We start from the raw sequence: 26300 nt of genomic DNA, 5'->3' as shown, positions 1-26300 counted from the left end.
TTCTTTTGCAGCCAGCAGCCTTATTCAGGCACGGACATCTGGCTTTGCAGGTAGTTCTGGATGCCGACCTTGTCGATCAGGTCGATCTGGGTTTCCAGATAGTCGATGTGCTCTTCGGTGTCGTCCAGAATGTCCTGGAACAGATCGCGCGACACGTAATCCCGCACCGATTCGCAATACGCGATGGCTTCCTTGACGGTCGCCTGGGCGGCCGTTTCGAGCTTCAGGTCACAGGCCAGCAGTTCCGGCACGTCTTCGCCGATCAGCAGCTTGTGCAGGTCTTGCAGGTTGGGCAGGCCGTCCAGCATGAAGATGCGGGCGATCAGACGGTCGGCGTGCTTCATTTCGCCGATGGATTCTTCGTACTCGTGCTTGCCCAGCTTGTCGAAGCCCCAATGGTTCAGCATGCGGGCATGCAGGAAATATTGGTTGATGGCCGTCAGCTCGTTGGTCAGCTGCTTGTTGAGAAACTGGATGACGGTTTTATCGCCTTTCATGATGGACTCCTTGCAGTCAGGCGCGACGCGAGCGCATCGCGACAAAGGAGCGCACGATGCCGCGCGTACGCAACCCATGCAGACTACCATTCGCCGCAGGGCCGCGACTACCCTTGCGCTGCATTTGGTAAACGGCTTTAGGAGCGCAACAAGAAAGCGACAAGCTAATGAGAATGAGTATGCATTTCTGATGCCTTGCATGCTTGGCGACGCAACGGCGCGGGATGCGGACGCGCGTTGCACTGAAACGGCTTCGCGATTGCCCGTGTTCGTGTTCCGCTGCGGCCCATGCGCCGCGCCATTCTGCGCAGCAAACGCGTCATGCCCGCTCGTTGCATATCAGCAACCGGATCAGGGCGTGTTGACCATGCTCAACTTACGCCGTGCGCCGCGTCGCAAGCCAGATGCCGAACGCGATGGGTACGATGCCCAGCAGGTCCAGCCAAGAGACGGGCTCGCGCAACACCACCCAGCCGAACAACAGGCCAAGCGGCGGCATCAGAAAATGCAGCGCGCTGGCCGACGTGGCGCTGGCGCGGCCCAGGATCATGAACCACAGGTAATAGCCGCCCATCGACACCGCGACGATCATGTAGGCCATGCTCCAGATCAGGCTGGACGTCAGGCGCGCATCGCCAAGGCTTTCGGTGGCCAGCGCAAACGGCAGCAATGCCGCGGCGCCGGCCAGCGACTGGATGCCGGTCGAGGTCCATAGGCCCGAGGTCGGCTTGAGCATCTTGTAGAGCAGCGTGCCGGCCACCAGCGCCACCAGGCCGCCGGTCACAAGCAGCGTGCCGTGCAGGTCTTCCTGCATGCCTGTCAGCCGCGATCTCAACACCAGCGCGACACCCGCCAGCCCGAGGCACAACCCGAGCAGTTTGCGCCAGCTCAGCCGCTCGCCCAGCAGCGGGCCGGCCAGCACGCCGATAAGCAGCGGGTTGGTGCTGATGAGCACGGCGGTGAATGCGGACGATACGGTGGTCATGCCCGACCAGCTCAAGCCCAGGTAGAGCGCGTTGTTGAGCGCCCCCAGCAGGATCAGCGCGGCCAAGTCGCGCCCCGAAGGCAGCTTCCAACGGCCGCTGGCCGCCGCCAGGCCCAGCATCAGCGCGCCCGCGATCAGGAACCGGATCGTCAGCAGCGTCAGCGGCGGACAGTCGCGCACCGCGATCTTGGCCGCGGCAAAAGCGGAACTCCACAGAAAGCAGAACGCGGCGATCGGCGCCAGGCTGATGCCGGGGCTGCCGGTCACGGGCAAGGCAGGAGCAGGGGTTGAAAGCGCCTTCATGGATGATCCGGCAACGTAGTCTGCAACCGCGATCGCGGCGGGATGGAGGCATTCTGCTCGCCAGCCCATCCAGTGACAAACGCTTTATTCGGATCGAACTCCTGCACCGCAGCCCGTCCATGGTCAGCCAGCAGATCCGTAGTCGAAACTGGCGCTATGCGCGGCCGGCAACGCGCGCGAAGCGGCGCGTCAGTTGGCGATAGAAATCAGGGAGTTTTGCGGGAAGGAAATGACGCGGCTCGCCGCATGAAGGCAGCGAGCCGGAAGTGACACCAATGCTCAGGCGATGGCGACCAGCGGAATCGGAAAGCTGCTGTTGGCAGCCGGAGAAGCCGATTCGACGAGGGCGGGAGCATTGACCGGAACTGCGATGGAGCGCACGTCGCACACGCTGGAGCAGCGGCCGCCCGGCAGGTATTCGGCGGCGGTCGCCGCGCAGCAGCCGCAGCACGTGGCCACGCCCAGCTCGAACTGCAGGTCGGAAAGCGTCGTCGCGCCCGCGTCCACGCTGGCGCGGACTTGGCGTTCGGTGATGGCATTACATACGCAAATGTACATGCGAATGATTATCGAAAATTATTCAAGCCCTGGCAAGTCCCGCGCACAAATAATTTTGCAACCGAAATGTCACGCAAGCTATTGAAAATAGGGACAATTTTGCCTAAGCTTGTCCCTTATTTCAACGCGCTGCGGCTTGCGCCTTGCGCAGCGCGGCCGGGGCAATCCGCAGCGCTTCGCGGTACTTTGCCACTGTCCGACGGGCGATCACTATCCCCTGATCGGCCAGTTTTTGCATGATCTGGCTGTCCGACAACGGCTTGGCGCGGTTCTCGTCGGCCACCATCTGGCGGATGTAGGTCTGCACCGCGGTCGCCGACGTGGCGTCGCCGCCTTCGGTCGAAACGCCAGTGCCGAAGAATCGCTTGAGCTCCAGCGTGCCAAACGGAGTGAGCATGTACTTCTGCGTTGTGGCGCGCGAAATGGTCGATTCGTGCAAGCCGAGTTCGCCGGCGATGTCTTTCAGGATCAGCGGGCGCATGGCCGCCGGACCCTGGCTGAAGAAGGCGGTCTGGCGTTCGACGATGGCCTGCGACACGCGCAGGATGGTGTCGAAACGCTGCTCCACGTTCCGGATCATCCATTTGGCCTGCTGCAATTGGGCTTGCAGCCCGGCGTGCGCGGACTCCTTCTGGTTGCCCAGCATCTGCGCGTACAGGCCGTTGATCTGCAGCCGCGGCACCGCGGCGCTGTTGAGCGTGGCCTGCCAGCCGCGCCGGGTCTTGCGCACGATGACGTCCGGCACGGCATACTCGGCCGCCGGCACGGTCCACGCCCGTCCGGGGCGGGGCTCCAGACGCAGGATCAATGCATGCGCCGCGCGGAATGTGGGCTCGTCGCAGCCGAGCGCCGCGCACACGCGCGCGGCGTTGCCGGTCGCCAACAGCGGCAGGTGCTCGGCGCAGATCCGCCGCGCACAGGCCAGAACGGCGGGATCGGCTGCCTCGGACAGCCGGCTGAGATCGGGATTGCGCAACTGAAGCTGAAGGCACTCGGCCATGTCGCGCGCGCCAATGCCCACGGGATCGAACGACTGCAGCAGCGACAGCGCCGCGCGCAGCTCGTCCAAGTCCGGCTCCATTTCGGCCGGGAGCCAACCCAGGATCTCGTCCAGCGGCGATCCGAGATAGCCGTTTTCGTCCAGTTCGTCGATCAACAGGGACGCCAGCGCGACATCGCGCGGGGCCGCCCGGGTCAAGGCAAGCTGGCCCAGCAGGTGCTCGCGCAAGGTGTCCGGACGCGCCGCCTCGGGCAGGCTGGCGTCGTCATCGGGGTACACGCCGCCCGAACCCGGCATTTCGTCGATGGGCGTCTCGCGCTCGGCCGCCGGCTCGTCGTCCTGCACGGAGGATTCGCGCTCGGACTCGGACCGCGACTCCGCCTCGGCCGACGACGGCTCGTCCTCCCGGTCCAGCAGGGGATTTTCCGCCAGCACTTGCGAGATTTCCGCTTCAAGGTCGAGCGTCGACAGCTGCAGCAACCGGATCGATTGCTGAAGTTGTGGGGTCAGCGTCAGGTGCTGGCCAGGCCGCAGTTCTAAAATTGGACGGGTCATAGGTACAATATTTTGCATGATGAATCTGACTTCGCCCGCAAGCGTTCGCCAGGACTGCCGACTGATCGGACAGACCCTGCTCAAACTGGCGCTTCCCCGACTCGTTTTGCGCGCGATCGTTATCGCTGTCGCGATCGTTGTCTGGTATCTGGTTGCCTCCTGGATACTCGATTTCGGCAAGCGCATGAACTACGACTTCCTGCACACGCTGGGCCAGCCCACCCAGGACATGGCGCAGCGGATCAATCCCTACCTCTGGTGGGTGGTTGCCGGCATCTGGACCCTGATCGTCTTCTTCTCGGTGCGCGCCTGGTTCTCCGCCAGCCTGGCCTCGGGCGCCGCGACGCCGGTCGGCACGGAGACGCTAGCCGAACTGGCGCCCAACCTGTCTGAAGAATCGCTGGGCGTGCTGCGCTGGACCTGGGGCGATCGGCAGGAACCCTTCACCGTCGGCGACCTTCGCCGCTCGTTGTCGGAATTGCGCCACAACCGCATCGGCAAGATCGACATGGTGGCCGAGCAGGCCCGGATCCTGGAAGCGGGCGCCAACCGTCCCACCCGTGATCCGCGTGACGATGGCCGCCGTGACGACGTCCGCCGCACCGACACCCCGCGCGAACCGCGCTACGTCGAACCCCGCATCGGCCCGGCCCGCTAGGCCGCGCCCAGCACTGCTACAAGGCCGCCGCAAGGCGGCCTTATCGTTTGACCGCCGCGAGACGGCCTTGCCGCTTCAAAACGCCTGCCGGGCGATCAACGGAAAGGACCGCGAGCTGATCCGTCCCTTGCTATTTCCGTTTGCGCTTCCCGGAAAAGTGTGTTTGACTAGCACCCCATGGCCGCACACCGCACCTCCCTCGCGATTGCCACCGGACGCTCCGCCGCTCCGGTCGCCGGCCTGCGCGTTCAATCCTCCTTCATCGCGCTATCGCTATTGCTACCGATCGGTTGCCGGGCCTAGTGTCCCCGTGGTAGCTCGGCAGCCACGTTTGCCACACGCGATTTCCCCCTTTTATCTCTGAATCCTGCCGGCCATCCCGGCAAACCCTGGCACAAGACCGTCATCCGGTTGCGATGCCGACGAGCGCATAATGCGCCGGGATTCACAAGAAACCGATCGAGGTGTAGTGATGATGCTTGCCAACCCCGCCACCAAATACGTCCCCTTCGCGCCCTTTGCCCGCGATTTCTCCGAACGCACCTGGCCCAGCCGCCGCATTACCAAGGCGCCGATCTGGATGAGCACGGACCTGCGCGACGGCAACCAGGCGCTGATCGAGCCGATGAGCGTGGAACGCAAGGTCCGCTTCTTCGAACAGCTCGTGAAGATCGGTTTCAAGGAAATCGAAGTCGGTTTCCCGTCCGCGTCGCAGACCGACTTCGACTTCGTGCGCAAGCTCATCGACGAGAAGCGCATTCCCGATGACGTGACCATCATCGTGCTGACCCAGTCGCGCGAAGACCTGATCAGCCGCACTGTGGAAGCTGCCGCGGGCGCCAAGCAAGCGATCGTCCACATGTACAACGCGTGCGCACCGGCCTTCCGCAAGGTCGTGTTCAACATGTCCAAGGACGAGATCAAGAACATCGCCACCACCGGCACGCGCCTCATCAAGCAGTACACGTCGCAGCGTCCCGAGACCAAGTGGGGCTACGAGTACTCGCCCGAAGTCTTCAGCACGACCGAACCCGAATTCGCGCTGGAAGTGTCGGATGCCGTCGCCGAAGTCTGGCAGCCCACGCCCGACAACAAGATGGTGTTGAACCTGCCCGCCACCATCGAGGCGACCACGCCCAATCTGTACGCCGACCAGATCGAGTGGATGCACAAGAACCTGGCCCGCCGCGACAGCATCGTGCTCAGCGTCCATCCGCATAATGACCGCGGCACCGCCGTTGCCGCCGCCGAGTTTGCCGTGATGGCCGGCGCCGACCGCATCGAAGGCTGCCTGTTCGGCAGCGGCGAGCGCACCGGCAACGTCGACCTCGTCACGCTCGCATTGAACCTCTACACGCAAGGCGTGCATCCCGGCCTGGATTTCTCGGACATCGACGAAGTCCGCCGCTGTGCCGAATACTGCAACCAGTTGCCGGTCCATCCGCGCCATCCGTACGCGGGCGACCTGGTCTTCACGGCGTTCTCCGGTTCGCACCAGGACGCGATCAAGAAGGGCTTTGCGTTGCAAAAGGCCGACGCCGTCTGGGAAGTGCCGTACTTGCCGATCGACCCCGCCGACCTCGGCCGCAGCTACGACGCCGTGATCCGTGTGAACAGCCAATCGGGCAAGGGTGGCGTGTCGTACCTGCTCGAGCAGGAACACGGCCTGGTGTTGCCGCGCCGCCTTCAGATCGAATTCAGCCGCGCCATCCAGCGCGTCACGGACGAGACGGGCCGCGAAGTGACCGCCGACGACGTGCACACGATCTTCAATCGCGAATACCTCGAGCAGAAGGCGCCGTGGAAGCTGATCCGCCATCGCATCGACGGCGATCCGTCGGCCGGCGAAGGCCAGCACTTCAGCATCGAAGCCGAACTTGAATTCAACGGCGAACGCCGCATCGTGAGCGGCAAGGGCGACGGCGCGATTTCCGCCTTCGTGGCCGCGCTGGATGTGCCGGTTCGCATCATGGACTACCACGAGCACGCCATCGGCACCGGCACCGGCACGCGCGCCGCGTCCTATGTCGAACTGCGCGTCGGCGAATCCGCCACGGGCTTTGGCGTGGGCATCGACCGCGACATCGTGACGGCCTCGTTCCAGGCCGTGCTGAGCGCCGTGAACCGCCACATCAATTCCGGCGCCGTCACCGCCGAACAGGAAGCCGCCGAAGCCGTGTGATCCACGGCCAGGCCTGAGGCCCCCGACAACGGGGCACGAAATGAAGCCCGCCTTATCCGGCGGGCTTTTTCATTGCGGGCGATCCTTGTTTGCAGGGCAAGGTGTCAGACGCCCATGCATCTGCACATCGCAAGGTGTCAGACACCCATGTCGCGCCTTTTTCAGCTTGGCGGCCTCTTCTGTTGGGTGTCAGACACCTTGAAGTGGAGGCCGGCCTGGGTGTCTGACACCACTCGAATAGCTATCACGCGCTCGGCCTAGGTGTCTGACACCCAATGATCCGCTGTCACGCGCTGAAGATCTTCTTGCCTGGGTGTCTGACACCGTCCCACGCCAGAAGCCGTGAACTCAGCCGCGCGGCCACATGTCGGACGCGCCGATGTCTGGCGCATTCGCCGCCAGCAGGCGCGCATGGATCCACGCGCCGAGGGCGAGCAGGCGATGGTCCTCATGCCGCGCGCCAACGAGCTGCAATCCCACCGGCAGGCCCTGCGGGCCGGTCGCGAACGGCAGGTTCAGGCAAGGCAGGCCGAAGAGTGTCCACGCGCGCGAGAATTGCGGATCGCCCGTGCCCAGGTCGGCGAAGGGCGCTTCGCCGCTGGCGCTGGGCGCAATCAGCACGTCGTACTGCTGGAACCACGCGTCGACGCGCGCACGCGATTCGGCCGCGCGCGCCAGCTTCTTGATGTGCTGTTCCGCACTGATCTGCGCGCCGGATTCCAAAATGGCCTGCAGCTTGGGACTGAGTTGCGCGGCATGTTCGACGCGTTCGTATGCAAGCGCCTGCGAGGCCTCGAACGCCATGATGTCCGAATGCAGCTGGACCAGCACGCAATGCTCCGGCGGCAGCGGCACCTCTTCGACCTTGGCGCCCGCGCGCGACAGAATCGCTGCGGCCTGCGCGAAGGCTTCCTTGGTTTCGGGCTGCGCGTGGCGCCATTGCAGGCTGCGGTACATGCCCACGCGCGGCGCGTCGTGATAGGACAGATCCAGCATGCGCGGATCCCGCATCAGGACCGACGAGAACAGCGCCACGTCTTCCACCGAGCGCGCGAATCCGCCCACCGTGTCCAGCGATTCGGCCAGGCTTTTCACGCCGGCGCGGGAGATCCCGCCGAACGTGGGCTTGTAGCCGACCACGCCGCAATAGGACGCCGGCCGGATGATGGACCCGGCCGTCTGCGAGCCGAGCGCAAAAGGCACCATGTCGTCGGCCACCGCGGCCGCCGAGCCGCTGGACGACCCGCCGGGCGTGTAGGCCTCGTTGCGGGGATTGCGTGTGGGGCCGGCCTGATAGGTGGCGAATTCGGTGGTGACGGTCTTGCCGATGACGATGGCGCCCGCGCCGCGGCACAGCGCCACCGAGGCGGCGTCCAGTCCGGGACGATGGCGGTCGTAGATGGGGGAACCGTAGCGGGTGGGCAGATCGACCGTGTCGAACAGGTCTTTCACGCCGATGGGCAGGCCGTGGAGCGGACCGCGCAGCGCGCCGCGGTCGAGGGTTTCGGCCTGATCCAGCGCGGCCTGCTTCTGCAGGGCCGTCCACGCATGGACGGTGTTCTCGCGCTGTTCGATGCGCGCGAAGCAGGCGCGCACCAATTGCACTGCGGTCAGTTCGCGCCGTTGCAGCTTGCGCGCGGCTTCGACCGCGCCCAGTCTGTTCAAGGCAGTAGACATGATTCTTTCCTCTTTGCCGGTGCCGCGACGAGCGCGGAAAAACATACTGCGCACCCGGTCCCCTTGACCGAGGGTATGCCCGGCGTGGCGACCTGCTTGAGAAAGCAAGCGTCATGCCCGGCAAACCGACCTTGCCATTGTGCGTGTTGCGTCAATTGGGAAAAACACCGAAAGAACGGGCCTTCCGCGAAAAACGCGCTGCGCCATGGCTTTGTGTTGTTGCGTTCGCATCAGCATAGCGCAAACCCCTGCAATACAAAGTTCATATTCCTCAAGTAAAGTGAAATCGTTTTCAGCAAATTAGCAGCGATTCATCAATGGCTACGCGCCCGTCGCCCCGCTTTTCCATCATCGAAGTGGCTCGCAAGGCGGGGGTCTCGCCGGCGACGGTGTCGCGCGCGTTCAACCAGCCGGAGATCGTGCATCCCGACACGCTGGCGCACATCCGCAACATCGCCAAGCGCGCGGGATTTCGCCCCAACCGCGTGGGCCGCAGCCTGCGTTCGGGCAGCACGCGCACCATCGGGCTGATCCTGCCCACGCTATCGAATCCCGTATTCGCCGAGTGCTTCGAAGGCGCCGAACGCCGCGCCCGTGAATCGGGGTACAGCGTCATGCTGACCGCCACCGGCTACGACCCCGCGGTCGAATCGGCTGCGGTGCAGGGCCTGATCGACCATCAGGTCGATGGCTTGATCCTGACCGTGGCCGACGTCAGCAAGAGCGCCACGCTGGACGATCTGGACGGCAGCGGCATCCCTTACGTGCTGGTCTACAACGAGTCCAACGATCATCCCTTTGCGTCGGTCGACAATCGCGCCGCGGCAAGCGACATGGTGGCGCACCTGGCCGCGATGGGTCACAAGCGCATCGCGCTGGTGACCGGCCCGCTGACCGCCTCGGACCGCGCGCGCCGTCGCCTGATGGGCGCCCGCGCCAGCGCCAAGAAGCTGGGTCTGGACGCGATCCAGCACATCGCCATGAGTTCGCACACGGGCAGCGACGTGGACGCCTTGAAGGCCGCGTTGCGCGGCAAGCAAGCCCCCACGGCGCTCTTCTGCTCCAACGATCTGCTGGCCACGGCCGTCATCGCCGACCTGGTGGGACTGGGGCTGTCGGTGCCGGCCGACATCTCGGTGTGCGGTTTTGACGGCATGCGCTTTGGCGCGTTGCTGACGCCGCCGCTGACCACCGTCGCGCAACCCAGCGACGGCATCGGCCAGACGGCGTGCTCGAACCTGCTGGCGCAGATCCATGGCCAGCCGCCGCAATCCATCCGCCTGCCGCATTGCATCGTCGTAGGCGGCACCGCGGCGTCCGTTCGCCGCTAGCCCGACCGCGCCCCAATCCGACAACCTTCCAGATTCCTACGCGCCATGCTCATCGCACAGATCACCGACCTTCACATGCGCACCCCGGGGGACAAGGCCTACGGCATCATCGATCCGGCCGCGTTCCTGGCGCCGGCCGTGCGCGCCCTCAATGTCCTGACGCCGCGCCCCGACTGCGTGCTGATCACCGGCGACCTGACGGACCTGGGCAAGCCCATCGAATACCAGACGCTGCGCGAGCACCTGCAGGCGCTGGAGATTCCGTACTTCCTGCTGCCCGGCAACCACGACGACCGCGCCCAGCTGCGCGCCGCGTTTCCCGACCACGCGTACCTGCAGGATGGCGGTCAATTCGTGCAGTACGCCATCGAGACCTATCCGCTGCGCATGCTGGCGCTGGACACCGTGGTGCCGATGAAAAGCCATGGCGAACTCTGCCAGACGCGCCTGGACTGGCTGGCAGAGCGCCTGGCCGAACAGCCCGGCCGGCCCACGCTGGTCCTGATGCATCACCCGCCGTTCCTGACGGGCATCGAACACATGGACGACATCGGCCTTTTGGCCGGCGCGCCGGAACTGGAACGCATCGTCGCCCGCTATCCGAACGTGGAGCGCGTGTTGTGCGGCCACCTGCATCGCACGATCTTCCAGCGCTTTGGCGGCACGATCGCATCGACCTGTCCCGGCACCGCGCACCAGCTTGCGCTGGAACTCGGTCCGCGCCCGACGCTGCAATACATCATGGAACCGCCCGGTTATCAGTTGCATTGGTGGCAGGGCGGCAACCTGGTCACGCATCACGCCGTCATCGGGGATTACCCCGGCCCGTATCCCTTTGGTTGAAACCGGCGCGGGGAACCCACGCATTGCCACATATCCGTCATGTTTGCGCTGCACAATGAAAAGGTTTTCATAACAGGCAACAATGCGGATCTAACAATTAGATCTTCGAGACAGCATGTCATCCATCGTTCTGGATAACCTCACCAAACAGTACGCCGGCGCGGCGGCGATCCAAGGCGTGAGCTTCACGGTTCCGGCCGGCAGCTTCACCGTTCTGCTGGGTCCGTCCGGTTGCGGCAAGTCGACGACGCTGCGCATGATCGCCGGCCTGGATACGCCCACGTCCGGCACCATCCGCATCGGCGACCGCGACGTCACGCAACTGCCACCGGCCAAGCGCCGCATCTCGATGGTGTTCCAGTCGTATGCGCTGTTTCCTCACCTGTCGGTGCGCGAAAACATCCTGTTCGGCCTGAAGGTGCGCAAGGAACCGGCTAAAGACTTCGACCGGCGCTTGAAGCGCGTGGCCGACCTGCTGGGCCTGTCCCACCTCCTGGACCGCAAGCCGTCGCAACTGTCCGGCGGCCAGCAGCAGCGTGTGGCGCTGGGCCGCGCCGTGATTTCCGAAGCGCCGGTCTGCCTGATGGACGAACCCCTTTCCAACCTGGACGCACAGCTGCGCCACGAAATGCGCCGCGAGATCCGCGCGCTGCAGCAAAGCCTGGGCATCACCATGGTCTACGTCACGCACGATCAGACCGAGGCCATGAGCATGGCCGATCAGGTGGTGCTGCTGCGTGGCGGCCAGATCGAACAGCACGACACGCCCGATGGCCTGTATGCGCGTCCGGCCAGCGAGTTCGCGGCGCGCTTCATCGGCACGCCGCCCATGAACCTGATCAATCTGACGCAGCAATCAGGCGCCACCGTGATCGCCGGCACGCAAGGCCCCGCCATCGCGAATGCGCCCGCGGGCGCCGTGAAGCTGGGCGTGCGGCCTGAACACATACGCATCGACGGCGACGGCATCGCGGCCACCGTCGAAAGCGTTGAGTACTTCGGCGCGGACTCCATCGTGGTGTGCCGCATCGGCGACACGGGCGGCGTGGCCGTCCGGGTCGGCGGCCATCTGCGCGCAAGCGCAGGCGAGTCGCTGCGCCTGTCCTGGCCAGACGGGCAACAGCATTTCTTCGCCGCCGATTCGGCGGTCATCAACACCGACGGGCGCTAGAGAAAATAGCCCACACACAGGAAAGGAACATCCCATGCGACGCATCGTACTCAAGACCCTGGCCGCCAGCCTGGCCGCCGCCTGCCTTTCTCTGCCTGTGCAGGCGCAGAACAAGCCCGTCGAGGTCGAGTTCTATTACCCGGTCGCCGTCGGCGGCCCGATCACCAAGATCGTCGACGACATGGTGACGGATTTCCAGAAGGAAAATCCCAACATCAAGATCAAGCCGATCTACGCCGGTTCGTACCAGGACTCCATCGCCAAGGCGCTGACCGCGCTCAAGGGCGGCACCCCGCCGCAACTGGCCGTGCTGCTGTCCACCGACATGTTCACGCTGATCGACGAGGACGCCATCGTCCCGATCGACGGCCTGGCCAAGACCGACGCCGACAAGAAGTGGCTGGGCGGTTTCTATGACGCCTTCATGCAGAACAGCCGCTCCGGCGGCCACACCTGGGGCGTGCCGTTCCAGCGTTCGACGATCGTCATGTACTACAACAAGGATCTCTTCAAGGCCGCCGGCCTGGATCCCGAAAAGCCGCCCAAGACCTGGGCCGAGCTGGTTGAGTACGGCAAGAAGCTGACCAAGCAGGACGCCTCGGGCAACACGACGCAGTGGGGCATCGAAATCCCGTCGGGCGGCGCGTTTGCGTACTGGCTGTTCCAGGCGCTGACCACGCCCAACGGCGCGATCCTGATGAACGAAGCGGGCAACGAGGTCTACCTGGACAAGCCGGCGGTGGTCGAAGCCGCGCAGTTCTGGCGCGACCTGTCGGCCAAGCACAAGATCATGCCGACCGGCACGATCGATTGGGGCACCACGCCCAAGGACTTCCTGGAAAAGAAGGCGGCCATGGTGTGGACCACCACCGGCAACCTGACCAACATCCGCAAGAACGCCGACTTCCCGTTCGGCGTGGCGATGATGCCGCAGCAAAAGCGCGGCGGCAGCCCCACCGGCGGCGGCAACTTCTACATCTTCAAGAGCGGCACGCCGGAGCAGCAGGCGGCGGCGCTGAAGTTCGCGCAATGGGCCACGACGCCCGAGCGTGCCGCGGACTGGAGCATCGCCACGGGCTACGTGGCCGTGACGCCGGCTGCCTGGCAGACCGAGAAGATGAAGAAGTACGCGCAGGAAGTTCCGGCCGCCACGGTCGCGCGCGACCAGCTGGAAGTCAGCGTGGCCGAATTCTCCACGCACGAGAACCAGCGCGTCACCAAAACCCTGAACGACGCCCTGCAAGCGGCGCTGACGGGTTCGAAGACGCCGCAGCAGGCCCTGACCGACGCACAGCGCGAGTCCGATCGCATACTGCGTTCCTACAAGTAAACCGACCGCACGCACGATGAGCCGCTCTTTGAATGCGCTTTATGGCTGGCTGCTTCTGCTGCCAGCCATCGTGCTGCTCGCCGCCTTCACGCATTACCCGGCGGTGGCGACGCTTTGGCACAGCTTTTTCTCGACCCCAAAGGGCGCGCGCCCGGCCCGCTTCGTCGGGCTGGACAACTACGCGGTCATGCGCGACGACCCCGTGTTCTGGCAGTCGCTGTGGAACAACCTGTGGTTTGCGCTGGGCACCATTCCCACTTCGATCGGCATCGCGCTGATCATGGCGCTGTGGGTCAACCGCAATCTCGCCGGACGCGGGTTCCTGCGCATGGCGTACTTCACGCCGACCGTGCTGCCGATGGTGGCCGTCGCAAACATCTGGCTGTTCTTCTACACGCCGCAGTACGGGCTGATCGCGCAGGTGATGGGCTGGTTCGGCGCGGCGGGTCCCAACTGGCTGGGCAACCGCGAGACCGCGCTGCCCGCCCTGATGCTGGTGACCGTGTGGAAAGAGGCCGGTTTCTTCATGATCTTCTATCTGGCGGCGCTGCAGACGGTATCGCCGTCGCTGCGTGAAGCGGCCATGCTGGAAGGCGCCTCGCGCTGGCAGTATTTCCGCCGCATCCTGTGGCCGCTGCTGATGCCCACGACGCTCTTCGTGCTGATCAATGCGCTGATCAACGCGTTCCGGCTGGTCGACCACGTGGTCGTCATGACGCGCGGCGGGCCGGACAACGCCAGCACCTTGCTGCTCTATTACATCTACCAGGTGGGATTCAGCTTCTGGGACACGGCCTACGCCGCCACCCTGACCGTCGTGTTGCTGGTGGTGCTGGCGCTGACCGCGCTGATCAAGTTCCGCTGGCTGGACCGCAGGACGCACTACCAATGAAAGACAAGCTCGATACCCTGGGCGCGTGGGCGCTTGGCCTGTTGTGGATCCTGCCGCTGGCCTATGCGATGTGGGCGGCGTTCCATCCGCCGGCCTACGCGACCCGCTTCGATCTCTTCGCGCCGCTGACGCTCGACAACTTCGTGCGCGCCTGGAACGCGGCGCCATTTCCGCGCTACTTCCTGAACACGTTCGTGCTGGTCACGATGGTGCTGGCCGCGCAGCTCGTGCTGTCGACGCTGGCGGGCTATGCGTTCGCGCGCTTCGAGTTCCGCGGCCGCGATTTCGTCTTCATGCTGGTGTTGCTACAGCTGATGATCATGCCCGACGTGCTGCTGGTGGAAAACTACCGGTCGATGAGCCTGCTCGGCGTGCGCGACACGGTGTTCGCGATCGGCTTGCCGTACTTTGCCTCGGCCTTCGGCATCTTCCTGTTGCGCCAGACCTTCAAGACGGTCCCGCGCGAACTGGAAGAGGCGGCCCGCATGGAAGGCGCGAACGCGTTGCAGATCCTCTGGAAGGTCTACGTGCCGCTGGCCAAGCCCATCTACGTGGCCTACGGGCTGGTGTCGGTCAGCCACCACTGGAACAACTTCCTGTGGCCGCTGATCATCACCAATTCGGTCGAATCCCGGCCGCTGACGGTGGGGCTGCAGGTGTTCTCGTCCACCGACCAGGGCATCGACTGGTCCGTGATCACCGCCGCGACGCTGATGTCCGCCGCGCCGCTGCTGATCGCGTTCCTGCTGTTCCAGCGCCAGTTCGTCCAGTCGTTCATGCGGGCGGGGATCCGATAGGATCGGGCGGTTCCGCCCCATCGCGCCGCAACAAAAACCCCGCCTAGGCGGGGTTTGGTACGTCTGAAGGCAGGCGAAGGGGGTCAATATCCCACGGTCAGCCCCGGCAAGTCCACCGTGATGCGCGGACGCTCCAGCGCCAGCGCCAGGTGCTCGGCGAACTCGCGGGCTTCCTTTTCGTCGGTGGACAGGGTGTCGTAGCCCAGCGCATCGGCCACGCCCAGCACCTTGTCCAGCAGCAGGACCTTGCCGCTGGGCCGCAGCGGCTCGCAGCCCAGGGTTTCCCAGGCGCTGTCAAACCAGTCGCGCGCATCGGCCTGGCGTTGCGGAGAGGTTTCGACGTTCGCGGAAAGGTCCAGCGAACGCCGGGGGTCGAAAACGATGGTGATGTCGCTACGCATGGGATTTGGGCTCCGTCAGAGGGCGTCAGGCCAACAGGGTAGGCAAAAAACGCCGGACAGATTGTCCGTCCAGCGACATATTCCTACCAGCCCCGCGAAACTTCCCAGGTGACCTCGGCGCCCGCGGCCTGCGACTGGCGCATCATGTCCAGCAGGGGGAAGGCCCGTTCCTTCAGGCCCACGGCGCGCGCCATCGGTGCGACGGGCGCCTTGTCCTCGTCTTCCTCGTCCGGGCTCTCGTGGGCGTGCTGGTACTCGTCGATCGCGCGTTCGATGCCACTGATGGCCGGACCAAGCTGCTCCACGGTGAAGACGCCGCGCTCGGGGATCTTGTCGCCGACCGGCTTGCCTGCCGCCTGCAACAGGGCGCCGGCGTGGTCGGTCAGCATCAGGACTTCGGCCACGACCTTGGAGTGAAAAGTGATCAGCATATTCCGGTCTCCTACATTGATAACCTTAGCTTCGTACACTACCCCAACGCCCCCATGATGCCAACTGGCGCCCTCAAATCAACTATGATTCAGGGGTTTCCCGTGACAGCAGGCGCCGCGCCGGCCCTGCCTGCGCAACGCGCAACGGCTTACCGGCCCCCGCCGGACGGACCCGGAAGCCAGCCTGCGGGCGCGGCACGGATTGCCGGCAGGCCGCAAGCGCCGTGCCGCCCTCGTCACTCACTCAGAACCACGCCAGACGCCCATGCTCCTCGAGCAACAAAAACAGCTTATCTCCCTGATCCAGGCCGCCGTCGCGCAAAGCCTGCCCGACGCCCAGCCCAATGTGCTGCTGGAGCGCCCCAAGGTTGCCGCCCACGGCGACGTCGCCACCAACGTGGCCATGCAGCTGGCCAAGCCGGCGCGCCGCAATCCCCGCGAACTGGCCCAGGGCATCGTCGACGCCGTGATGGCCAATCCCGACGCCGCCGCGCTGGTCGAGAGCGCCGAAGTGGCCGGCCCCGGCTTCATCAACCTGCGCATCACCCCGGCGGCCCGCCAGGCGGTGATCGCAGCAGTGGCCGAGCAGGGCGACACCTACGGACGCGCCGCGCGCCTGGGTGAAAAGATCTTGGTCGAATTCGTGTCGGCCAATCCCACCGGCCCGCTGCACGTGGGCCATGCCCGCCAGGCCGCGCTGGGCGACGCGCTGTGCCGCCTGTACGACGCCGTCGGCTGGGACGTCACCCGCGAGTTCTATTACAACGACGCCGGCAACCAGATCCATAACCTGGCAATCAGCGTGCAGGCCCGCGCGCGTGGCCTGACCACGGAATCGCCGGACTGGCCCGAAGACGGCTACAAGGGCGACTACATCGCCGACATCGCCCGCGACTTCCAGGAAGGCAAGACCATCCAGGCGTCCGACGGCGAGCCCGTCACCGCCACGGGCAACATCGACAACCTGGACGACATCCGCGTCTTTGCCGTGGCCTATCTGCGCCGCGAGCAGGACCTGGACCTGCAGGCCTTTGGCCTGGCGTTCGACAATTACTACCTGGAAAGCTCGCTCTACACGTCCGGCCGCGTCGAAGCGACGGTCAAGGCGCTGGTCGCCGGCGGCCACACGTACGAGGAAGGCGGCGCGCTGTGGCTGCGCACCACCGAACTGGGCACGGGCGACGACAAAGACCGCGTCATGCGCAAGAGCGAGGGCGGCTACACCTATTTCGTCCCTGACGTCGCCTACCACAAGGCCAAATGGGAGCGCGGCTTCCATCGCGCCGTGAACATCCAGGGCAGCGACCATCACGGCACCGTGGCCCGCGTGCGCGCCGGCCTGCAGGCGCTGGAAGAGGGCATCCCGAAGGACTACCCGTCCTACGTGCTGCACAAGATGGTCAAGGTGATGCGCGGCGGCGAAGAGGTCAAGATCTCCAAGCGCGCCGGCAGCTACGTCACCATGCGCGACCTGATCGACTGGGTCGGCCGCGACGCCGTCCGCTACTTCCTGATCCAGCGCCGCGCCGACACGGAATTCGTGTTCGACGTGGACCTGGCCCTGTCCAAGAGCGACGAGAACCCCGTCTATTACATCCAGTACGCCCACGCGCGCATCTGCTCAGTCATCAACAACGCGGGCATGCCGGCCGCCGACGTGGCCCAGGCCGACGCCTCGCTACTGACCGCGCCGACCGAATTCGCGCTGATGCAGCGCCTGGCCGAGTTCCCGCAAGTGGTGGCGCTGGCCGCTCAGGATCTGTCGCCGCACCACATCGCGTTCTGGCTGCGCGACTGCGCGTCGGACTTCCATGGCTGGTACAACGCCGAGCGCGTGCTGGTCGACGACACCGCCGTGAAGCTGGCCCGCCTGCGCCTGGCCGCCACGACCCGCCAGGTGCTGGCCAACGGCCTCGCGCTGTTGGGCGTTTCCGCGCCCGAGCGGATGTAACATCGGTTCATGGCAACCAAGCGCAAATCCTCCAGCCGTTCCTCCGGCGAAAGCGGCAGCACCCTGTACGGGGCGCTGGCCGGTCTGCTGATCGGGCTGATCGTCGCCGCCGTCGTCGCGTTCTATGTCACCAAGGCGCCCGTTCCCTTCGTGGACCGGGCCAGCCGCCAGGGCGATACGGGCAAGCTGCCCGATCCGCGCTCGGCGCCGGATCCCAATGCCGGCCTGTACGGCCGCGACGGGGCCGCAGGCGCGCCGCCCACCGGTCCCACCGCCACCGCGCCGGCCCCGCTGCCGGGCGCGGGCGCGCCGGGCAAGGGCGACGAAACGCCCGCCAAGCTGGACGACCTGGGCGCGCTGATCGCCACGCTGCCGACCTCCCGTGCGCCGGCTGCTGCGCCGTCGGCGCCCCCCGCCACGGCGTCCGCGCCCACTCCCATCTCCAAGGCCGCCCCCGCGGCGACGGCAGCCGCCAAGCCGTCCGCGCCCGCCGCCACCGGCACGTACTACCTGCAAGCCGGCGCCTTCCGTGGCGAGAACGACGCCGAATCGCTCAAGGCGCGCATCATCCTGCTGGGCCTGCCCGTCGCGGTGCAGAAAGCCGAACTCAACGGCAAGCCCATCAATCGCGTCCGCGTCGGTCCGTTTGCCCGCCTGGACGACATGAACCGGGCGCGCGGCCGCCTGGGCGAGAACAAGATCGAGACCGCCGTCGTGCGCCAATAGCGCTACGCGGCGGATCGTTTTGCATTGAACTAATCCGGCCCCGGGCCTGTCTGTAGCCTTTTATTCAGGAACCTCACCCATGCTGTCCCCCAAGCTCATCCGCATCCTGGCAGCCGCCGCGCTGACCGCCACGGCGTTCTTCAGCCCGGCCAGCCACGCGCAAGGCGCCCAGCAGTACGTGCCGATCAACCCGCCGCTGCCGTCGGACACCCCGGGCAAGGTCGAGGTCCTGGAATTCTTCGCCTACACCTGCCCGCACTGCGCCGCCATGGAACCCATGGTCGAGGACTGGGCCAAGACCGCGCCGTCCGACGTCGTGCTCAAGCAGGTTCCCATCGCCTTCAACGCCGGCATGAAGCCGCTGCAACAGCTGTATTACACGCTGCTGGCGCTGGACCGTCCCGACCTGCACCCGAAGGTCTTCACGGCCATCCACGGCGAGCACAAGCGCCTGTTCGACAAGAAGGCCATGGGTGAGTGGATTGCGACCCAGGGCGTGGACCGCGCCAAGTTCGACTCGGTGTTCGATTCGTTCAGCGTGCAGACCCAGGTGCAGCGCGCCAACCAGCTTGCCGAGGCCTATCGCATCGAAGGCACCCCGTCGTTTGCCGTGGGTGGCAAGTTCATGACCTCGCCGGTCATGGCGGGCAACAGCTACGAAGGCGCGCTGAAGGAAGTCAACGCGCTGATTCCGATGGCGCGCGCGAAGTAATCCGCGCAAGACCCGAATGGCAAACGCCCCGAGCCTTTTCAGGCCGGGGCGTTTTTGTTTCAGGCTTGGTCCAGCGGTGCCGCCTGGCTTCAGTCCTTGACGGCCGCCGCCTGCTCAAGAGCCTGCGTCAGGTCCGCAATGATGTCCTCCGGCGATTCCAGCCCGATGTGCAGGCGCACGACAGGGTTCTCGCCTTCGCCCCAATAGCCGTGCTTGGACAGATCCTTGGGCGACACGAGCTGCACCAGGCTTTCATAGCCGCCCCACGAGAACCCGATGCCAAAGAGCGTCAGCGCATCGACAAAGCGGCGCGCGGCGGCCGGGGACAGGGCCAGTTCCGCCGACAGCATGCCGTTCGAGCCCGTGCAGTCGCGCTGCCACAACTCATGGCCGGGATCCTTGGGCCAGGCCGGATGGAAGAGGCGCACGGTCTCGGGACGCGAATCCAGGAACTCGCACACCTGCATGGCGTGTCGCGCATGCTGCGCCATGCGGATGGGCATGGTGCGCACGCCGCGCAGCGCCAGCCACGCGTCGTCGGCGCTGATGGAGTAACCCATCGCATATTGCGTGCGGTTCAGCTTGCGGGCGATGCCCTCGTCGTTGGTGACCACCGCCCCCAGCATCAGATCGGAGTGCCCGCCCACGTACTTGGTGCCGGCAATGACCGAGACCTGCGCGCCCAGCGTCAGCGGGCGGTAGATGTAGCCGGAACCCCAGGTGTTGTCGGTGGCCAGCACCAATCCGTGACGCTGCGCGATGGCGGCCATGGCGCCCATGTCCAGCATCTCGAACAGCAGCGATCCGGGCGATTCCACGTACAGCAGCTTGGTGTTGGGCCGCACCAGCGCGTCGACATCTTCGCTGGCGGCAAAGTACGTGATCTCGATGTTCATGCGCTTGAGCACCGCATCGTCCAGCTCGCGCATCGGGCCGTACACGCTGTCGGAGATCAGCGCGTGATCGCCCGCGGAGCACAGCGCCATCATCACCATCGTCATGGCCGACAAGCCGGAGGACGCCAGGTAGCAATGCGTGCCGCCTTCCAGCTGCGTGAAGACCTCTTCCAGCGCGGCGTGGGTGTCCATGCCCATGCGCCCGTAAGTGGACGCGCGGCCGCCCGCCGCCTTGCTGCGCTGCGCGTTTTCCAGCGCGGCGATGTTGGCAAAGCGCACCGTGCTGGCCCGCATGGGCGGCAGCGGCACCGGCGCCGTGCCGGTCTCGGGGTTGAACGGGGCGGTGCCCGCGTGCTGGAGAACCGTATCGATGTGTTTGGTAGGCATCTTGTTGGGGTGCGACAAAACCGGGGAAATCAAACCATATCAGGACGCGGCGGGAATTTCAGCGGATCCACTCGGCCGTCTCGGACAAATCCGCGCGCCGGGCGACGATGGCGACGGCACTTGCAGGTGTCAGACGCGGGCGCTGTGGCCGGTGTCTGACACCCGAGGGAGATGAGCGTCAGCCTGCAGCAGCGTCTTAACGGGTGTCAGACACCTAGGTCGGCAGCAACGCGGCAAGAGTCGGACACCGGGCACAAGGACGCCATGCAGCGCAGAGGTCGAACACCGGCACAAGAACGCCACGCAGCGTAGGTGTCTGACACCCTAAGAAATGGCCTTCAGCCCGACGCGGTGCCACGCGGGTGTCTGACACCGGCCAGAAGAACGCCCCTGCAAAAGCCTGAAACGCCCCCGCCCATATCGTCTTCAGCCGATCCACGTCACCGTCTCGGACAATTCCGCGCGCTGGGTGCGGTAGCTGTTGGCCGGATGCGCCGAATCCTCGAAGCCGAACGAGATCCCGCAGACCACCCGCCGGCCGGCTCCAATGCCCAGCACCTTGCGCAAAACCTCGGGATACATCGCCAGCGATGCCTGCGCCACGGTCGCCACGCCATTGGCCTGCGCCGCAAGCAGAAAATTGGCGACATACCCGCCGCAATCCATCGCGCCGTATTCGCCCAGCGCCTCGTCGGTCGTGATGATCGCGACGTGCGGCGCGTCAAAGAGCGCGAAGTTACGCATCTCCTGACGCCGGTAAGCCTCGCGGTCGCCGCGCGGCACGCCGACGGCGCCGTACAGCTGGAAACCGGATTCGCGACGGCGGGCCAGGTATTCGTCGCGGTATTCGCGCGGAAACGGGAAGTCGGGCTTGAAGCCCTCGACCTGCGCGCGGCGCTCCAGTGCGTCGCGCAACCGTTGCGTGCCGTCGCCCTCGGTGATCGCCACCTGCCACGGCTGGCAGTTGCACCAGGACGCCGTGCGCTGTGCCAGGGTCAGGATGCGTTCGATGGTAGCGCGGGGGACGGGCTTCGGCAGAAAGGCGCGGCAGCTGTGGCGGGCAAGCAGCCAGTCCTCGAGCGCGGCATCGGGCAGGGCGTCGTTGGCGTTATGGGTGTTATTGGCGGTCTGAGCGGCAACGGTCATGATCGGTCTGTCTCCTGTCGTGGTCGGCTTTGCCCTTATCATGCCACTTGCTGTCCGCCGCCGTCCGGGCGACGCTGTCCGCTGGTCCGTTACCGAAGAGAGTCCATGCTGCCCCTCGACACCCTCATCGCATTCTTTGGCATTGCCGTGCTGCTGGCGCTGACGCCCGGGCCGGACAATCTCTTCGTGCTGATGCAGTCCGCCATCTGGGGACGCAAGGCGGGCATGTTCGTGGTGCTGGGGTTGTGCACCGGTCTGCTCGGACATACGGCCGCCGTGGCGGTCGGGCTGGCTGCGGTTTTCGCCGCGTCGCCCGTCGCGTTCACGGTGCTCAAGCTGGCCGGCGCGGCCTACTTGGCGTATCTGGCTTGGCAGATCCTGCGCGCCCCCGTCGAATCCGAAGACGGCAAGCGTCCCGAACCCATGCGGCCCGGCGCGTTGTACCGCCGCGGCATCGTCATGAACCTCACCAATCCCAAGGTGCTGCTGTTCTTCTTCGCCTTCCTGCCGCAATTCACGTCACCACGACTGGGATCGGTAGGCGTGCAGACCATGCAACTGGGCGCGGTGTTCATCGTGTCGACGCTGCTGGTGTTCGGCGCGATCGCGTTCTTCTCGGGCGCATTTGGTGAGCTGCTGCAGCGCTCGGTCACGGCCAAGCGCTGGCTGAACCGCATTGCCGCGCTGGTGTTCGTCGGGCTGGCGGTCAGGCTGGCGACGGCTTCCCGCTAGACGCCGCGCCAGCGCCGCACGCCAATCGCAGGAAACAAACAACGGGACTCAAGCAGCCGGACGCGAGCAACGAACACGCATCGCCGACTGCCATCGCCCCCAAATCAAGCCGCCTTGAACCGCACGATGCCATCGGCATCCTGCGCGCGCGTCAGCTTGCCTTCGAAGTACAGCGCATGCAGATGCGCCAGCGCCTCGCCCATCGCGAATGTCAGCTGATGCAGATCCAGCTTGCGCTTGAACAGCACCGGCACGATGTCGGACGTCGATTGCGGCTTCACGGCACAGGCTTCCAGCACCTCGGCCAGCCGATCCCGGTGATGCTCGTGTTGCTGCGTGATGCGCTCGTGCAGACCCTTGAACGGGCGGCCGTGCGACGGCAGCACCAGCGTGTCGCGGGGCAGGCCGTCATAGCCATGAAGCGACCGCAGATACAACGGCAGGGGATTCGCGTCGGGTTCGTAATCGAACACGCTCACGTTGGTGGAAATGCGCGGCAGCACCATGTCGCCGGAAATCAGCACGCCCAGATCGGGCGAGAACAGCGACGCGTGTTCCGGCGCATGACCATAGCCCACGATGACGCGCCAGTCGCGCCCGCCGATGCGCACCTGATCGCCGTCCATGATGCGCGTATAGCGCGACGGCACTGCAGGCACCAGGTTCGGGAAATAGCTGGCGCGCTGACGGATCTGTTCCTGCGCGTCCGGGTCCGTCAGCCCGTGGCGGGCGAAGTGTTCAACCGCCGATTGGCCGCCCGGTCCCGCGCCGGCATCAGTGCGGCGCGACGACCACAGCGACGCCACCATGTAATCCGTCATCGTCATCCACAGCCGCGCGTTCCAGCGCTCGCACAGCCAGTAGGCCAGGCCGATGTGGTCCGGATGCATGTGGGTCACCAGCACGCGCAGCACGGGTAGGCCGTCCAGCTCGTTCTTGAACACGTCTTCCCACAGCGTCTTCACTTCGTCGCGCGAAATGCCGCAGTCGACGACCGTCCAGCCGTCCTGCCCGTCGATGTTGTCGCGCAGCAGCCAGAGGTTGATATGATCCAGCGCGAACGGCAGCGGCATCCGGATCCATTTGACGCCCTCCGCCACCACATGCGCGCGGCCGGCCTCGGGCTGGAAATCGGCCCAGGGATACTGAAGCTTCTGTTCGTTGGGGTTCATTGCCTCTCGCTCCACGCTTGACGATCACGCCAAGTCATCATAATTTACGTTTACGTAAACTGCCACACGTCGCATGCCCTCGTCAACCTGGACCATCTCCGAGCTCGCCCGCGAGTTCGACGTCACGCCCCGCACGATCCGCTTCTACGAAGACCAGGGGATCGTCAGCCCGGCGCGCGAGGGCCGCAACCGCATCTTCGGACCGCGCGACCGCACGCGCCTGAAACTGGCGTTGCGCGGCAAACGGCTGGGCCTGCAACTGTCCGAGATCCTGACGCTGATCGACATGTACGACGGCCCCGGCGACACCGACGTGCAGTTGCGCCAATACCTGTCCGTGCTGGAACAGCATCGCGTCACGCTCGAGCAGCAGCGCCGCGACATCGACGACACCCTGCAGGAAATCAGCGAACAGGAACGCCAGTGCCGCGTCCTGCTGGCGCAGAAGCCGTAGTCCGCATGGCTGTTTTTCAAACCATCGGGCTATTCGTCCTGACCGCGCTTGCCGAAATCATCGGCTGCTATCTGCCTTATCTGTGGCTGCGCAAGGGCCATTCCATCTGGCTGCTGGCGCCCGCCGCGCTGAGCCTCGCGCTGTTCGCCTGGCTGCTGACGCTGCACCCCACGGCGTCTGGCCGGGTCTATGCGGCGTATGGCGGCGTCTACATCGGCATGGCGCTGCTATGGCTGTGGGCGGTGGACGGCGTGCGGCCCAGCGCGAGCGACTGGATCGGCGTGGGCCTGTGCATCGCTGGCATGCTGGTGATCATGTTCGGGCCGCGCGGGACCTGAACCGGCCGGCTGGACGGGCAAAGAAAAAGCGCGCGTTCCCGTAAAGGACCGCGCGCTTTGCATTGATGCCCATCTTTTGACGCCGGCTGCCTGTCGGCGAATCCCGCAGCAGATTGACCCCGCCGCGCGGAAACGCCACAACAAACCCGCCGATCACTCCGCCTTGATGTTCCCTTCCTTGATAAGGCGGCCGTTGTTCGCGAACTCGGCCTGCACCTGTTTTGCGAAGGCCTCGCCTGACGCCGTGCCCGGCTGCAGGAACGACTTTGCCAGCAGTTCCTGAAACTCGGCGCTGGCCACCGCCTTGGCCAACGCAGCCTGCAACGGCTGCGACACCGTGGGCGGCAGATTGGCCGGCGCGAAGATGCCGAAGTTCGAGTAGTACTGCGCCTGCGGCAGCTTCAGTTCGGCCATCGTCGGCACGTCGGGCCACGCGGCCAGGCGTTGTGGCGCCATCACCGCCAGCGGTTTCAGCGCGCCGTTGGCCACGTGCGGCAGCACGACGTCGCTGTTGACCACCAGCAGTTCCACCACGCCGCCCAGGCCGTCGGTCAGCGCCTGGCTGTTGCCTCGATACGGCACGTGCAGCATCTTGGTGCCGGTCTGCGACGTGACCGCCGCCATGCCGATATGCGCGACCGTGCCCTGGCCCGGCGTGCCGTAGCGCACGCCTTCTGGATGCGACTTGGCGTATTCCACCAGGCCCGCAAAATCCTTCACCGGCAACGCCTTGGTCGCCACGATGGCGACCGGCGCCACGGCCACGCTGGCCACCGGCGTCAGGTCCTTCATCGGGTCGTAATTGGTCTTGGCCAGATGCGGAAAGATCGTCAGCGGGCTGGTCGAGGCCAGCAGCAGCGTGGTGCCGTCCGGCTGCGCGCGCGCCACATAGTCCGTGCCCACCGAAGCGCCCGCGCCCGGCTTGTTTTCCACGATGACCGTGATGTTCGCTTCCTTGCGCAGCGCGTCGCCCAACCGGCGCGCGATTGCATCGGCGCTGCCGCCGGCCGTGTAGGGCACGACCACGGTAACGGGCTTGGCCGGCCAGCTCTGCGCCATCGCGCCGCTAGCCATGATTGCCAGGGCCGCCCCCGCGGCCTTGATCAGCAATGTCTTCTTTTTCATATCGTCCTGGTGATGTTGCGTAGCACTGCGTTGGTGAAACGGACTGCGGAAAAGCACATCAGGCAAGGTAGCGTTGCGCCAGGCGAACCCAGTACGACGCCCCCGCCGGAATCAAGGAATCATTGAAGTCATAGCTGGCGTTGTGCAGCATGCACGGACCCAGGCCGTGGCCCGCCATGCGATGCTCGCCGTCGCCGTTGCCCAGGAACACGTAGCACCCCGGCTTTTCCTGCAACAGGAAGGCAAAGTCCTCGGACGCCATGGCCGGTTCGATGGTGAGTGCGCGGTCCTCGCCCACGACCTCGCGCATCACGCCCATGCAGAATTCCGTCTCGGCCACGGTGTTGACCAGCGCCGGGTAGCGGCGCTCGAAGTACACCTCGGCCTCGCAGCCATGCGCCGCGGCGATGCTGGGTGCAATTTCCTGCATGCGCCGCTCGATCAGGTCCACCACATCTGTGCTGTACGCGCGCACCGACCCGCCCAGCCACGCCGTGTTGGGAATCACGTTGATGACGCTGCCGCCTGCCTGCACCTGCGTGATCGACAGCACCGCCGCATCCAGCGGACGCTTGCTGCGCGTCAGGATCGTCTGCAGCGACTGGCCGATGGCAAAGAGCGCCGGCACCGGGTCATTGCAGTCCTGCGGCGCGGCGGCGTGGCCGCCTTTGCCCTTGACGGTGATCTTGAAGCCGTTGGCCGCCGCCATCATCGGGCCGGCACAGACGCCGAACGCGCCCGCCGGCAGGCCCGGCCAGTTGTGCATGCCAAAGACCGCCTCGCACGGAAAGCGGGTGAACAGGCCATCCTGGATCATCGCGCGGCCGCCCGCGCCGCCTTCCTCGGCCGGCTGAAAGCACAGGTAGACGGTGCCGTCGAAACCGCCCGCCGTCTGCAAATGCTGCGCCGCAGCCAGCAGCATCGCGGTGTGACCGTCGTGGCCGCAGCCGTGCATCTTGCCGTCATGGCGCGAGCGGTGTTCGAACTGGTTTTCTTCCTGCATGGGCAGCGCGTCCATGTCGGCGCGCAGCATGATGGCCCGGTCCGACG

General features: G+C 65.6%; 26 protein-coding genes. 14 read left to right on the top strand and 12 right to left on the bottom strand.

Annotated elements, in window-relative coordinates:
• Positions 1–20: 20 nt before the first annotated feature.
• From bfr to rpoN, 4 genes are all read right to left on the bottom strand, one after another.
• Entirely contained in the window at positions 21–497 is a 477-nt protein-coding gene (gene bfr / locus RT697_RS03435; protein WP_056327755.1) for a bacterioferritin, read from the bottom strand.
• 376 nt (positions 498–873) lie between these two features.
• The gene (locus RT697_RS03430) at positions 874–1785 is read right to left on the bottom strand and encodes a DMT family transporter (RefSeq protein ID WP_313697001.1); all 912 of its coding nucleotides are present in this window, start codon (positions 1783–1785) and stop codon (positions 874–876) included.
• A gap of 279 nt (positions 1786–2064) precedes the next feature.
• Complete coding sequence (locus RT697_RS03425; RefSeq protein ID WP_312997100.1) at positions 2065–2343, bottom strand: (2Fe-2S)-binding protein; 279 nt, start codon at positions 2341–2343, stop codon at positions 2065–2067.
• Between the two features lie 121 nt (positions 2344–2464).
• Positions 2465–3916: an RNA polymerase factor sigma-54 gene (rpoN, locus tag RT697_RS03420; protein ID WP_313697000.1), complete on the bottom strand. Its 1452-nt coding sequence runs from the start codon at positions 3914–3916 to the stop codon at positions 2465–2467.
• Between rpoN and RT697_RS03415 the strand changes: the two genes are divergently transcribed.
• Together RT697_RS03415 and leuA are read left to right on the top strand one after the other, a co-directional pair.
• Positions 3915–4556, top strand: coding sequence for a hypothetical protein (locus RT697_RS03415; RefSeq protein ID WP_313696999.1), 642 nt, complete (start codon positions 3915–3917; stop codon positions 4554–4556). The genes rpoN and RT697_RS03415 overlap by 2 nt on opposite strands.
• A 472-nt stretch (positions 4557–5028) precedes the next feature.
• On the top strand, positions 5029–6738 hold the full coding sequence (gene leuA, locus RT697_RS03410) for a 2-isopropylmalate synthase (protein ID WP_313696998.1): 1710 nt from the start codon (positions 5029–5031) through the stop codon (positions 6736–6738).
• Between the two features lie 348 nt (positions 6739–7086).
• Here leuA and RT697_RS03405 read toward each other — a convergent pair whose 3' ends face one another.
• Entirely contained in the window at positions 7087–8415 is a 1329-nt protein-coding gene (locus RT697_RS03405) for an amidase (protein ID WP_313696997.1), read from the bottom strand.
• Positions 8416–8732: 317 nt separating this feature from the next.
• Between RT697_RS03405 and RT697_RS03400 the strand changes: the two genes are divergently transcribed.
• From RT697_RS03400 to RT697_RS03375, 6 genes are all read left to right on the top strand, one after another.
• A complete protein-coding gene (locus RT697_RS03400) occupies positions 8733–9746 on the top strand; it encodes a LacI family DNA-binding transcriptional regulator (RefSeq protein WP_313696996.1) in 1014 nt (337 codons plus the stop codon).
• 45 nt (positions 9747–9791) lie between these two features.
• Positions 9792–10589, top strand: a complete 798-nt coding sequence (locus tag RT697_RS03395; RefSeq protein ID WP_313696995.1) for a phosphodiesterase — start codon at positions 9792–9794, stop codon at positions 10587–10589.
• Positions 10590–10704: 115 nt separating this feature from the next.
• A complete protein-coding gene (locus tag RT697_RS03390; RefSeq protein WP_313696994.1) occupies positions 10705–11760 on the top strand; it encodes an ABC transporter ATP-binding protein in 1056 nt (351 codons plus the stop codon).
• Between the two features lie 34 nt (positions 11761–11794).
• The gene (locus RT697_RS03385) at positions 11795–13090 is read left to right on the top strand and encodes an ABC transporter substrate-binding protein (protein ID WP_105236888.1); all 1296 of its coding nucleotides are present in this window, start codon (positions 11795–11797) and stop codon (positions 13088–13090) included.
• Positions 13091–13106: 16 nt separating this feature from the next.
• A complete protein-coding gene (locus tag RT697_RS03380) occupies positions 13107–13982 on the top strand; it encodes a carbohydrate ABC transporter permease (RefSeq protein WP_105236887.1) in 876 nt (291 codons plus the stop codon).
• Entirely contained in the window at positions 13979–14779 is an 801-nt protein-coding gene (locus tag RT697_RS03375; RefSeq protein WP_056565737.1) for a carbohydrate ABC transporter permease, read from the top strand. Before RT697_RS03380 ends, RT697_RS03375 begins: the two co-directional genes overlap by 4 nt.
• 83 nt (positions 14780–14862) lie before the next feature.
• Here the strand turns inward: RT697_RS03375 and RT697_RS03370 are convergent, their stop codons facing one another.
• Positions 14863–15180: a hypothetical protein gene (locus RT697_RS03370; protein ID WP_105236886.1), complete on the bottom strand. Its 318-nt coding sequence runs from the start codon at positions 15178–15180 to the stop codon at positions 14863–14865.
• A gap of 83 nt (positions 15181–15263) precedes the next feature.
• The gene (locus RT697_RS03365) at positions 15264–15611 is read right to left on the bottom strand and encodes a DUF1840 domain-containing protein (RefSeq protein ID WP_313696993.1); all 348 of its coding nucleotides are present in this window, start codon (positions 15609–15611) and stop codon (positions 15264–15266) included.
• A gap of 265 nt (positions 15612–15876) precedes the next feature.
• Here RT697_RS03365 and argS point away from each other — a divergent pair, with 265 nt between their 5' ends.
• From argS to RT697_RS03350, 3 genes are all read left to right on the top strand, one after another.
• The gene (gene argS / locus RT697_RS03360) at positions 15877–17562 is read left to right on the top strand and encodes an arginine--tRNA ligase (protein WP_313696992.1); all 1686 of its coding nucleotides are present in this window, start codon (positions 15877–15879) and stop codon (positions 17560–17562) included.
• A gap of 9 nt (positions 17563–17571) precedes the next feature.
• Positions 17572–18288, top strand: a complete 717-nt coding sequence (locus tag RT697_RS03355) for an SPOR domain-containing protein (protein ID WP_313696991.1) — start codon at positions 17572–17574, stop codon at positions 18286–18288.
• Between the two features lie 79 nt (positions 18289–18367).
• Positions 18368–19000 (top strand): thiol:disulfide interchange protein DsbA/DsbL, encoded by a 633-nt coding sequence (locus tag RT697_RS03350; protein ID WP_056565750.1) that lies wholly within the window; start codon positions 18368–18370, stop codon positions 18998–19000.
• An 89-nt stretch (positions 19001–19089) separates the two neighbouring features.
• On the opposite strand, the gene metC is transcribed toward RT697_RS03350, so the two are convergent.
• Together metC and RT697_RS03340 are read right to left on the bottom strand one after the other, a co-directional pair.
• Positions 19090–20283: a cystathionine beta-lyase gene (metC, locus tag RT697_RS03345; protein ID WP_313696990.1), complete on the bottom strand. Its 1194-nt coding sequence runs from the start codon at positions 20281–20283 to the stop codon at positions 19090–19092.
• A 426-nt stretch (positions 20284–20709) separates the two neighbouring features.
• A complete protein-coding gene (locus RT697_RS03340; protein WP_313696989.1) occupies positions 20710–21429 on the bottom strand; it encodes a nitroreductase in 720 nt (239 codons plus the stop codon).
• Positions 21430–21534: 105 nt separating this feature from the next.
• Here RT697_RS03340 and RT697_RS03335 point away from each other — a divergent pair, with 105 nt between their 5' ends.
• Complete coding sequence (locus RT697_RS03335) at positions 21535–22161, top strand: LysE family translocator (RefSeq protein ID WP_105236880.1); 627 nt, start codon at positions 21535–21537, stop codon at positions 22159–22161.
• A gap of 104 nt (positions 22162–22265) precedes the next feature.
• On the opposite strand, the gene RT697_RS03330 is transcribed toward RT697_RS03335, so the two are convergent.
• A complete protein-coding gene (locus RT697_RS03330; RefSeq protein ID WP_313696988.1) occupies positions 22266–23333 on the bottom strand; it encodes an MBL fold metallo-hydrolase in 1068 nt (355 codons plus the stop codon).
• A 73-nt stretch (positions 23334–23406) separates the two neighbouring features.
• Between RT697_RS03330 and RT697_RS03325 the strand changes: the two genes are divergently transcribed.
• Positions 23407–23787, top strand: coding sequence for a MerR family transcriptional regulator (locus tag RT697_RS03325; RefSeq protein WP_175185536.1), 381 nt, complete (start codon positions 23407–23409; stop codon positions 23785–23787).
• Positions 23788–23792: 5 nt separating this feature from the next.
• Positions 23793–24125: a YnfA family protein gene (locus RT697_RS03320; RefSeq protein ID WP_312433748.1), complete on the top strand. Its 333-nt coding sequence runs from the start codon at positions 23793–23795 to the stop codon at positions 24123–24125.
• Positions 24126–24278: 153 nt separating this feature from the next.
• On the opposite strand, the gene RT697_RS03315 is transcribed toward RT697_RS03320, so the two are convergent.
• Together RT697_RS03315 and RT697_RS03310 are read right to left on the bottom strand one after the other, a co-directional pair.
• A complete protein-coding gene (locus RT697_RS03315) occupies positions 24279–25250 on the bottom strand; it encodes a tripartite tricarboxylate transporter substrate binding protein (RefSeq protein ID WP_313696987.1) in 972 nt (323 codons plus the stop codon).
• A gap of 58 nt (positions 25251–25308) precedes the next feature.
• Positions 25309–26300: M20 aminoacylase family protein (locus RT697_RS03310; RefSeq protein ID WP_313696986.1), on the bottom strand; the 992-nt coding region annotated here is incomplete at its 5' end.

Source organism: Achromobacter sp., assembly GCF_032113835.1.
In the GTDB taxonomy this organism is placed as follows: Bacteria; Pseudomonadota; Gammaproteobacteria; order Burkholderiales; family Burkholderiaceae_B; genus Achromobacter.
Note: the sequence above shows the minus strand (reverse complement) of the source record. Positions and strands in the feature narration are given on the sequence as shown.

Excerpts from the sequence above, each read along its gene's own strand:
- bfr (WP_056327755.1), bottom strand. The coding sequence starts at position 497 with ATGAAAGGCGATAAAACCGTCATCCAGTTTCTCAACAAGCAGCTGACC.
- RT697_RS03430 (WP_313697001.1), bottom strand. The coding sequence starts at position 1,785 with ATGAAGGCGCTTTCAACCCCTGCTCCTGCCTTGCCCGTGACCGGCAGC.
- RT697_RS03425 (WP_312997100.1), bottom strand. The coding sequence starts at position 2,343 with ATGTACATTTGCGTATGTAATGCCATCACCGAACGCCAAGTCCGCGCC.
- RT697_RS03415 (WP_313696999.1), top strand. The coding sequence starts at position 3,915 with ATGATGAATCTGACTTCGCCCGCAAGCGTTCGCCAGGACTGCCGACTG.
- rpoN (WP_313697000.1), bottom strand. The coding sequence starts at position 3,916 with ATGCAAAATATTGTACCTATGACCCGTCCAATTTTAGAACTGCGGCCT.
- leuA (WP_313696998.1), top strand. The coding sequence starts at position 5,029 with ATGATGCTTGCCAACCCCGCCACCAAATACGTCCCCTTCGCGCCCTTT.
- RT697_RS03405 (WP_313696997.1), bottom strand. The coding sequence starts at position 8,415 with ATGTCTACTGCCTTGAACAGACTGGGCGCGGTCGAAGCCGCGCGCAAG.
- RT697_RS03400 (WP_313696996.1), top strand. The coding sequence starts at position 8,733 with ATGGCTACGCGCCCGTCGCCCCGCTTTTCCATCATCGAAGTGGCTCGC.
- RT697_RS03395 (WP_313696995.1), top strand. The coding sequence starts at position 9,792 with ATGCTCATCGCACAGATCACCGACCTTCACATGCGCACCCCGGGGGAC.
- RT697_RS03390 (WP_313696994.1), top strand. The coding sequence starts at position 10,705 with ATGTCATCCATCGTTCTGGATAACCTCACCAAACAGTACGCCGGCGCG.
- RT697_RS03385 (WP_105236888.1), top strand. The coding sequence starts at position 11,795 with ATGCGACGCATCGTACTCAAGACCCTGGCCGCCAGCCTGGCCGCCGCC.
- RT697_RS03380 (WP_105236887.1), top strand. The coding sequence starts at position 13,107 with ATGAGCCGCTCTTTGAATGCGCTTTATGGCTGGCTGCTTCTGCTGCCA.
- RT697_RS03375 (WP_056565737.1), top strand. The coding sequence starts at position 13,979 with ATGAAAGACAAGCTCGATACCCTGGGCGCGTGGGCGCTTGGCCTGTTG.
- RT697_RS03370 (WP_105236886.1), bottom strand. The coding sequence starts at position 15,180 with ATGCGTAGCGACATCACCATCGTTTTCGACCCCCGGCGTTCGCTGGAC.
- RT697_RS03365 (WP_313696993.1), bottom strand. The coding sequence starts at position 15,611 with ATGCTGATCACTTTTCACTCCAAGGTCGTGGCCGAAGTCCTGATGCTG.
- argS (WP_313696992.1), top strand. The coding sequence starts at position 15,877 with ATGCTCCTCGAGCAACAAAAACAGCTTATCTCCCTGATCCAGGCCGCC.
- RT697_RS03355 (WP_313696991.1), top strand. The coding sequence starts at position 17,572 with ATGGCAACCAAGCGCAAATCCTCCAGCCGTTCCTCCGGCGAAAGCGGC.
- RT697_RS03350 (WP_056565750.1), top strand. The coding sequence starts at position 18,368 with ATGCTGTCCCCCAAGCTCATCCGCATCCTGGCAGCCGCCGCGCTGACC.
- metC (WP_313696990.1), bottom strand. The coding sequence starts at position 20,283 with ATGCCTACCAAACACATCGATACGGTTCTCCAGCACGCGGGCACCGCC.
- RT697_RS03340 (WP_313696989.1), bottom strand. The coding sequence starts at position 21,429 with ATGACCGTTGCCGCTCAGACCGCCAATAACACCCATAACGCCAACGAC.
- RT697_RS03335 (WP_105236880.1), top strand. The coding sequence starts at position 21,535 with ATGCTGCCCCTCGACACCCTCATCGCATTCTTTGGCATTGCCGTGCTG.
- RT697_RS03330 (WP_313696988.1), bottom strand. The coding sequence starts at position 23,333 with ATGAACCCCAACGAACAGAAGCTTCAGTATCCCTGGGCCGATTTCCAG.
- RT697_RS03325 (WP_175185536.1), top strand. The coding sequence starts at position 23,407 with ATGCCCTCGTCAACCTGGACCATCTCCGAGCTCGCCCGCGAGTTCGAC.
- RT697_RS03320 (WP_312433748.1), top strand. The coding sequence starts at position 23,793 with ATGGCTGTTTTTCAAACCATCGGGCTATTCGTCCTGACCGCGCTTGCC.
- RT697_RS03315 (WP_313696987.1), bottom strand. The coding sequence starts at position 25,250 with ATGAAAAAGAAGACATTGCTGATCAAGGCCGCGGGGGCGGCCCTGGCA.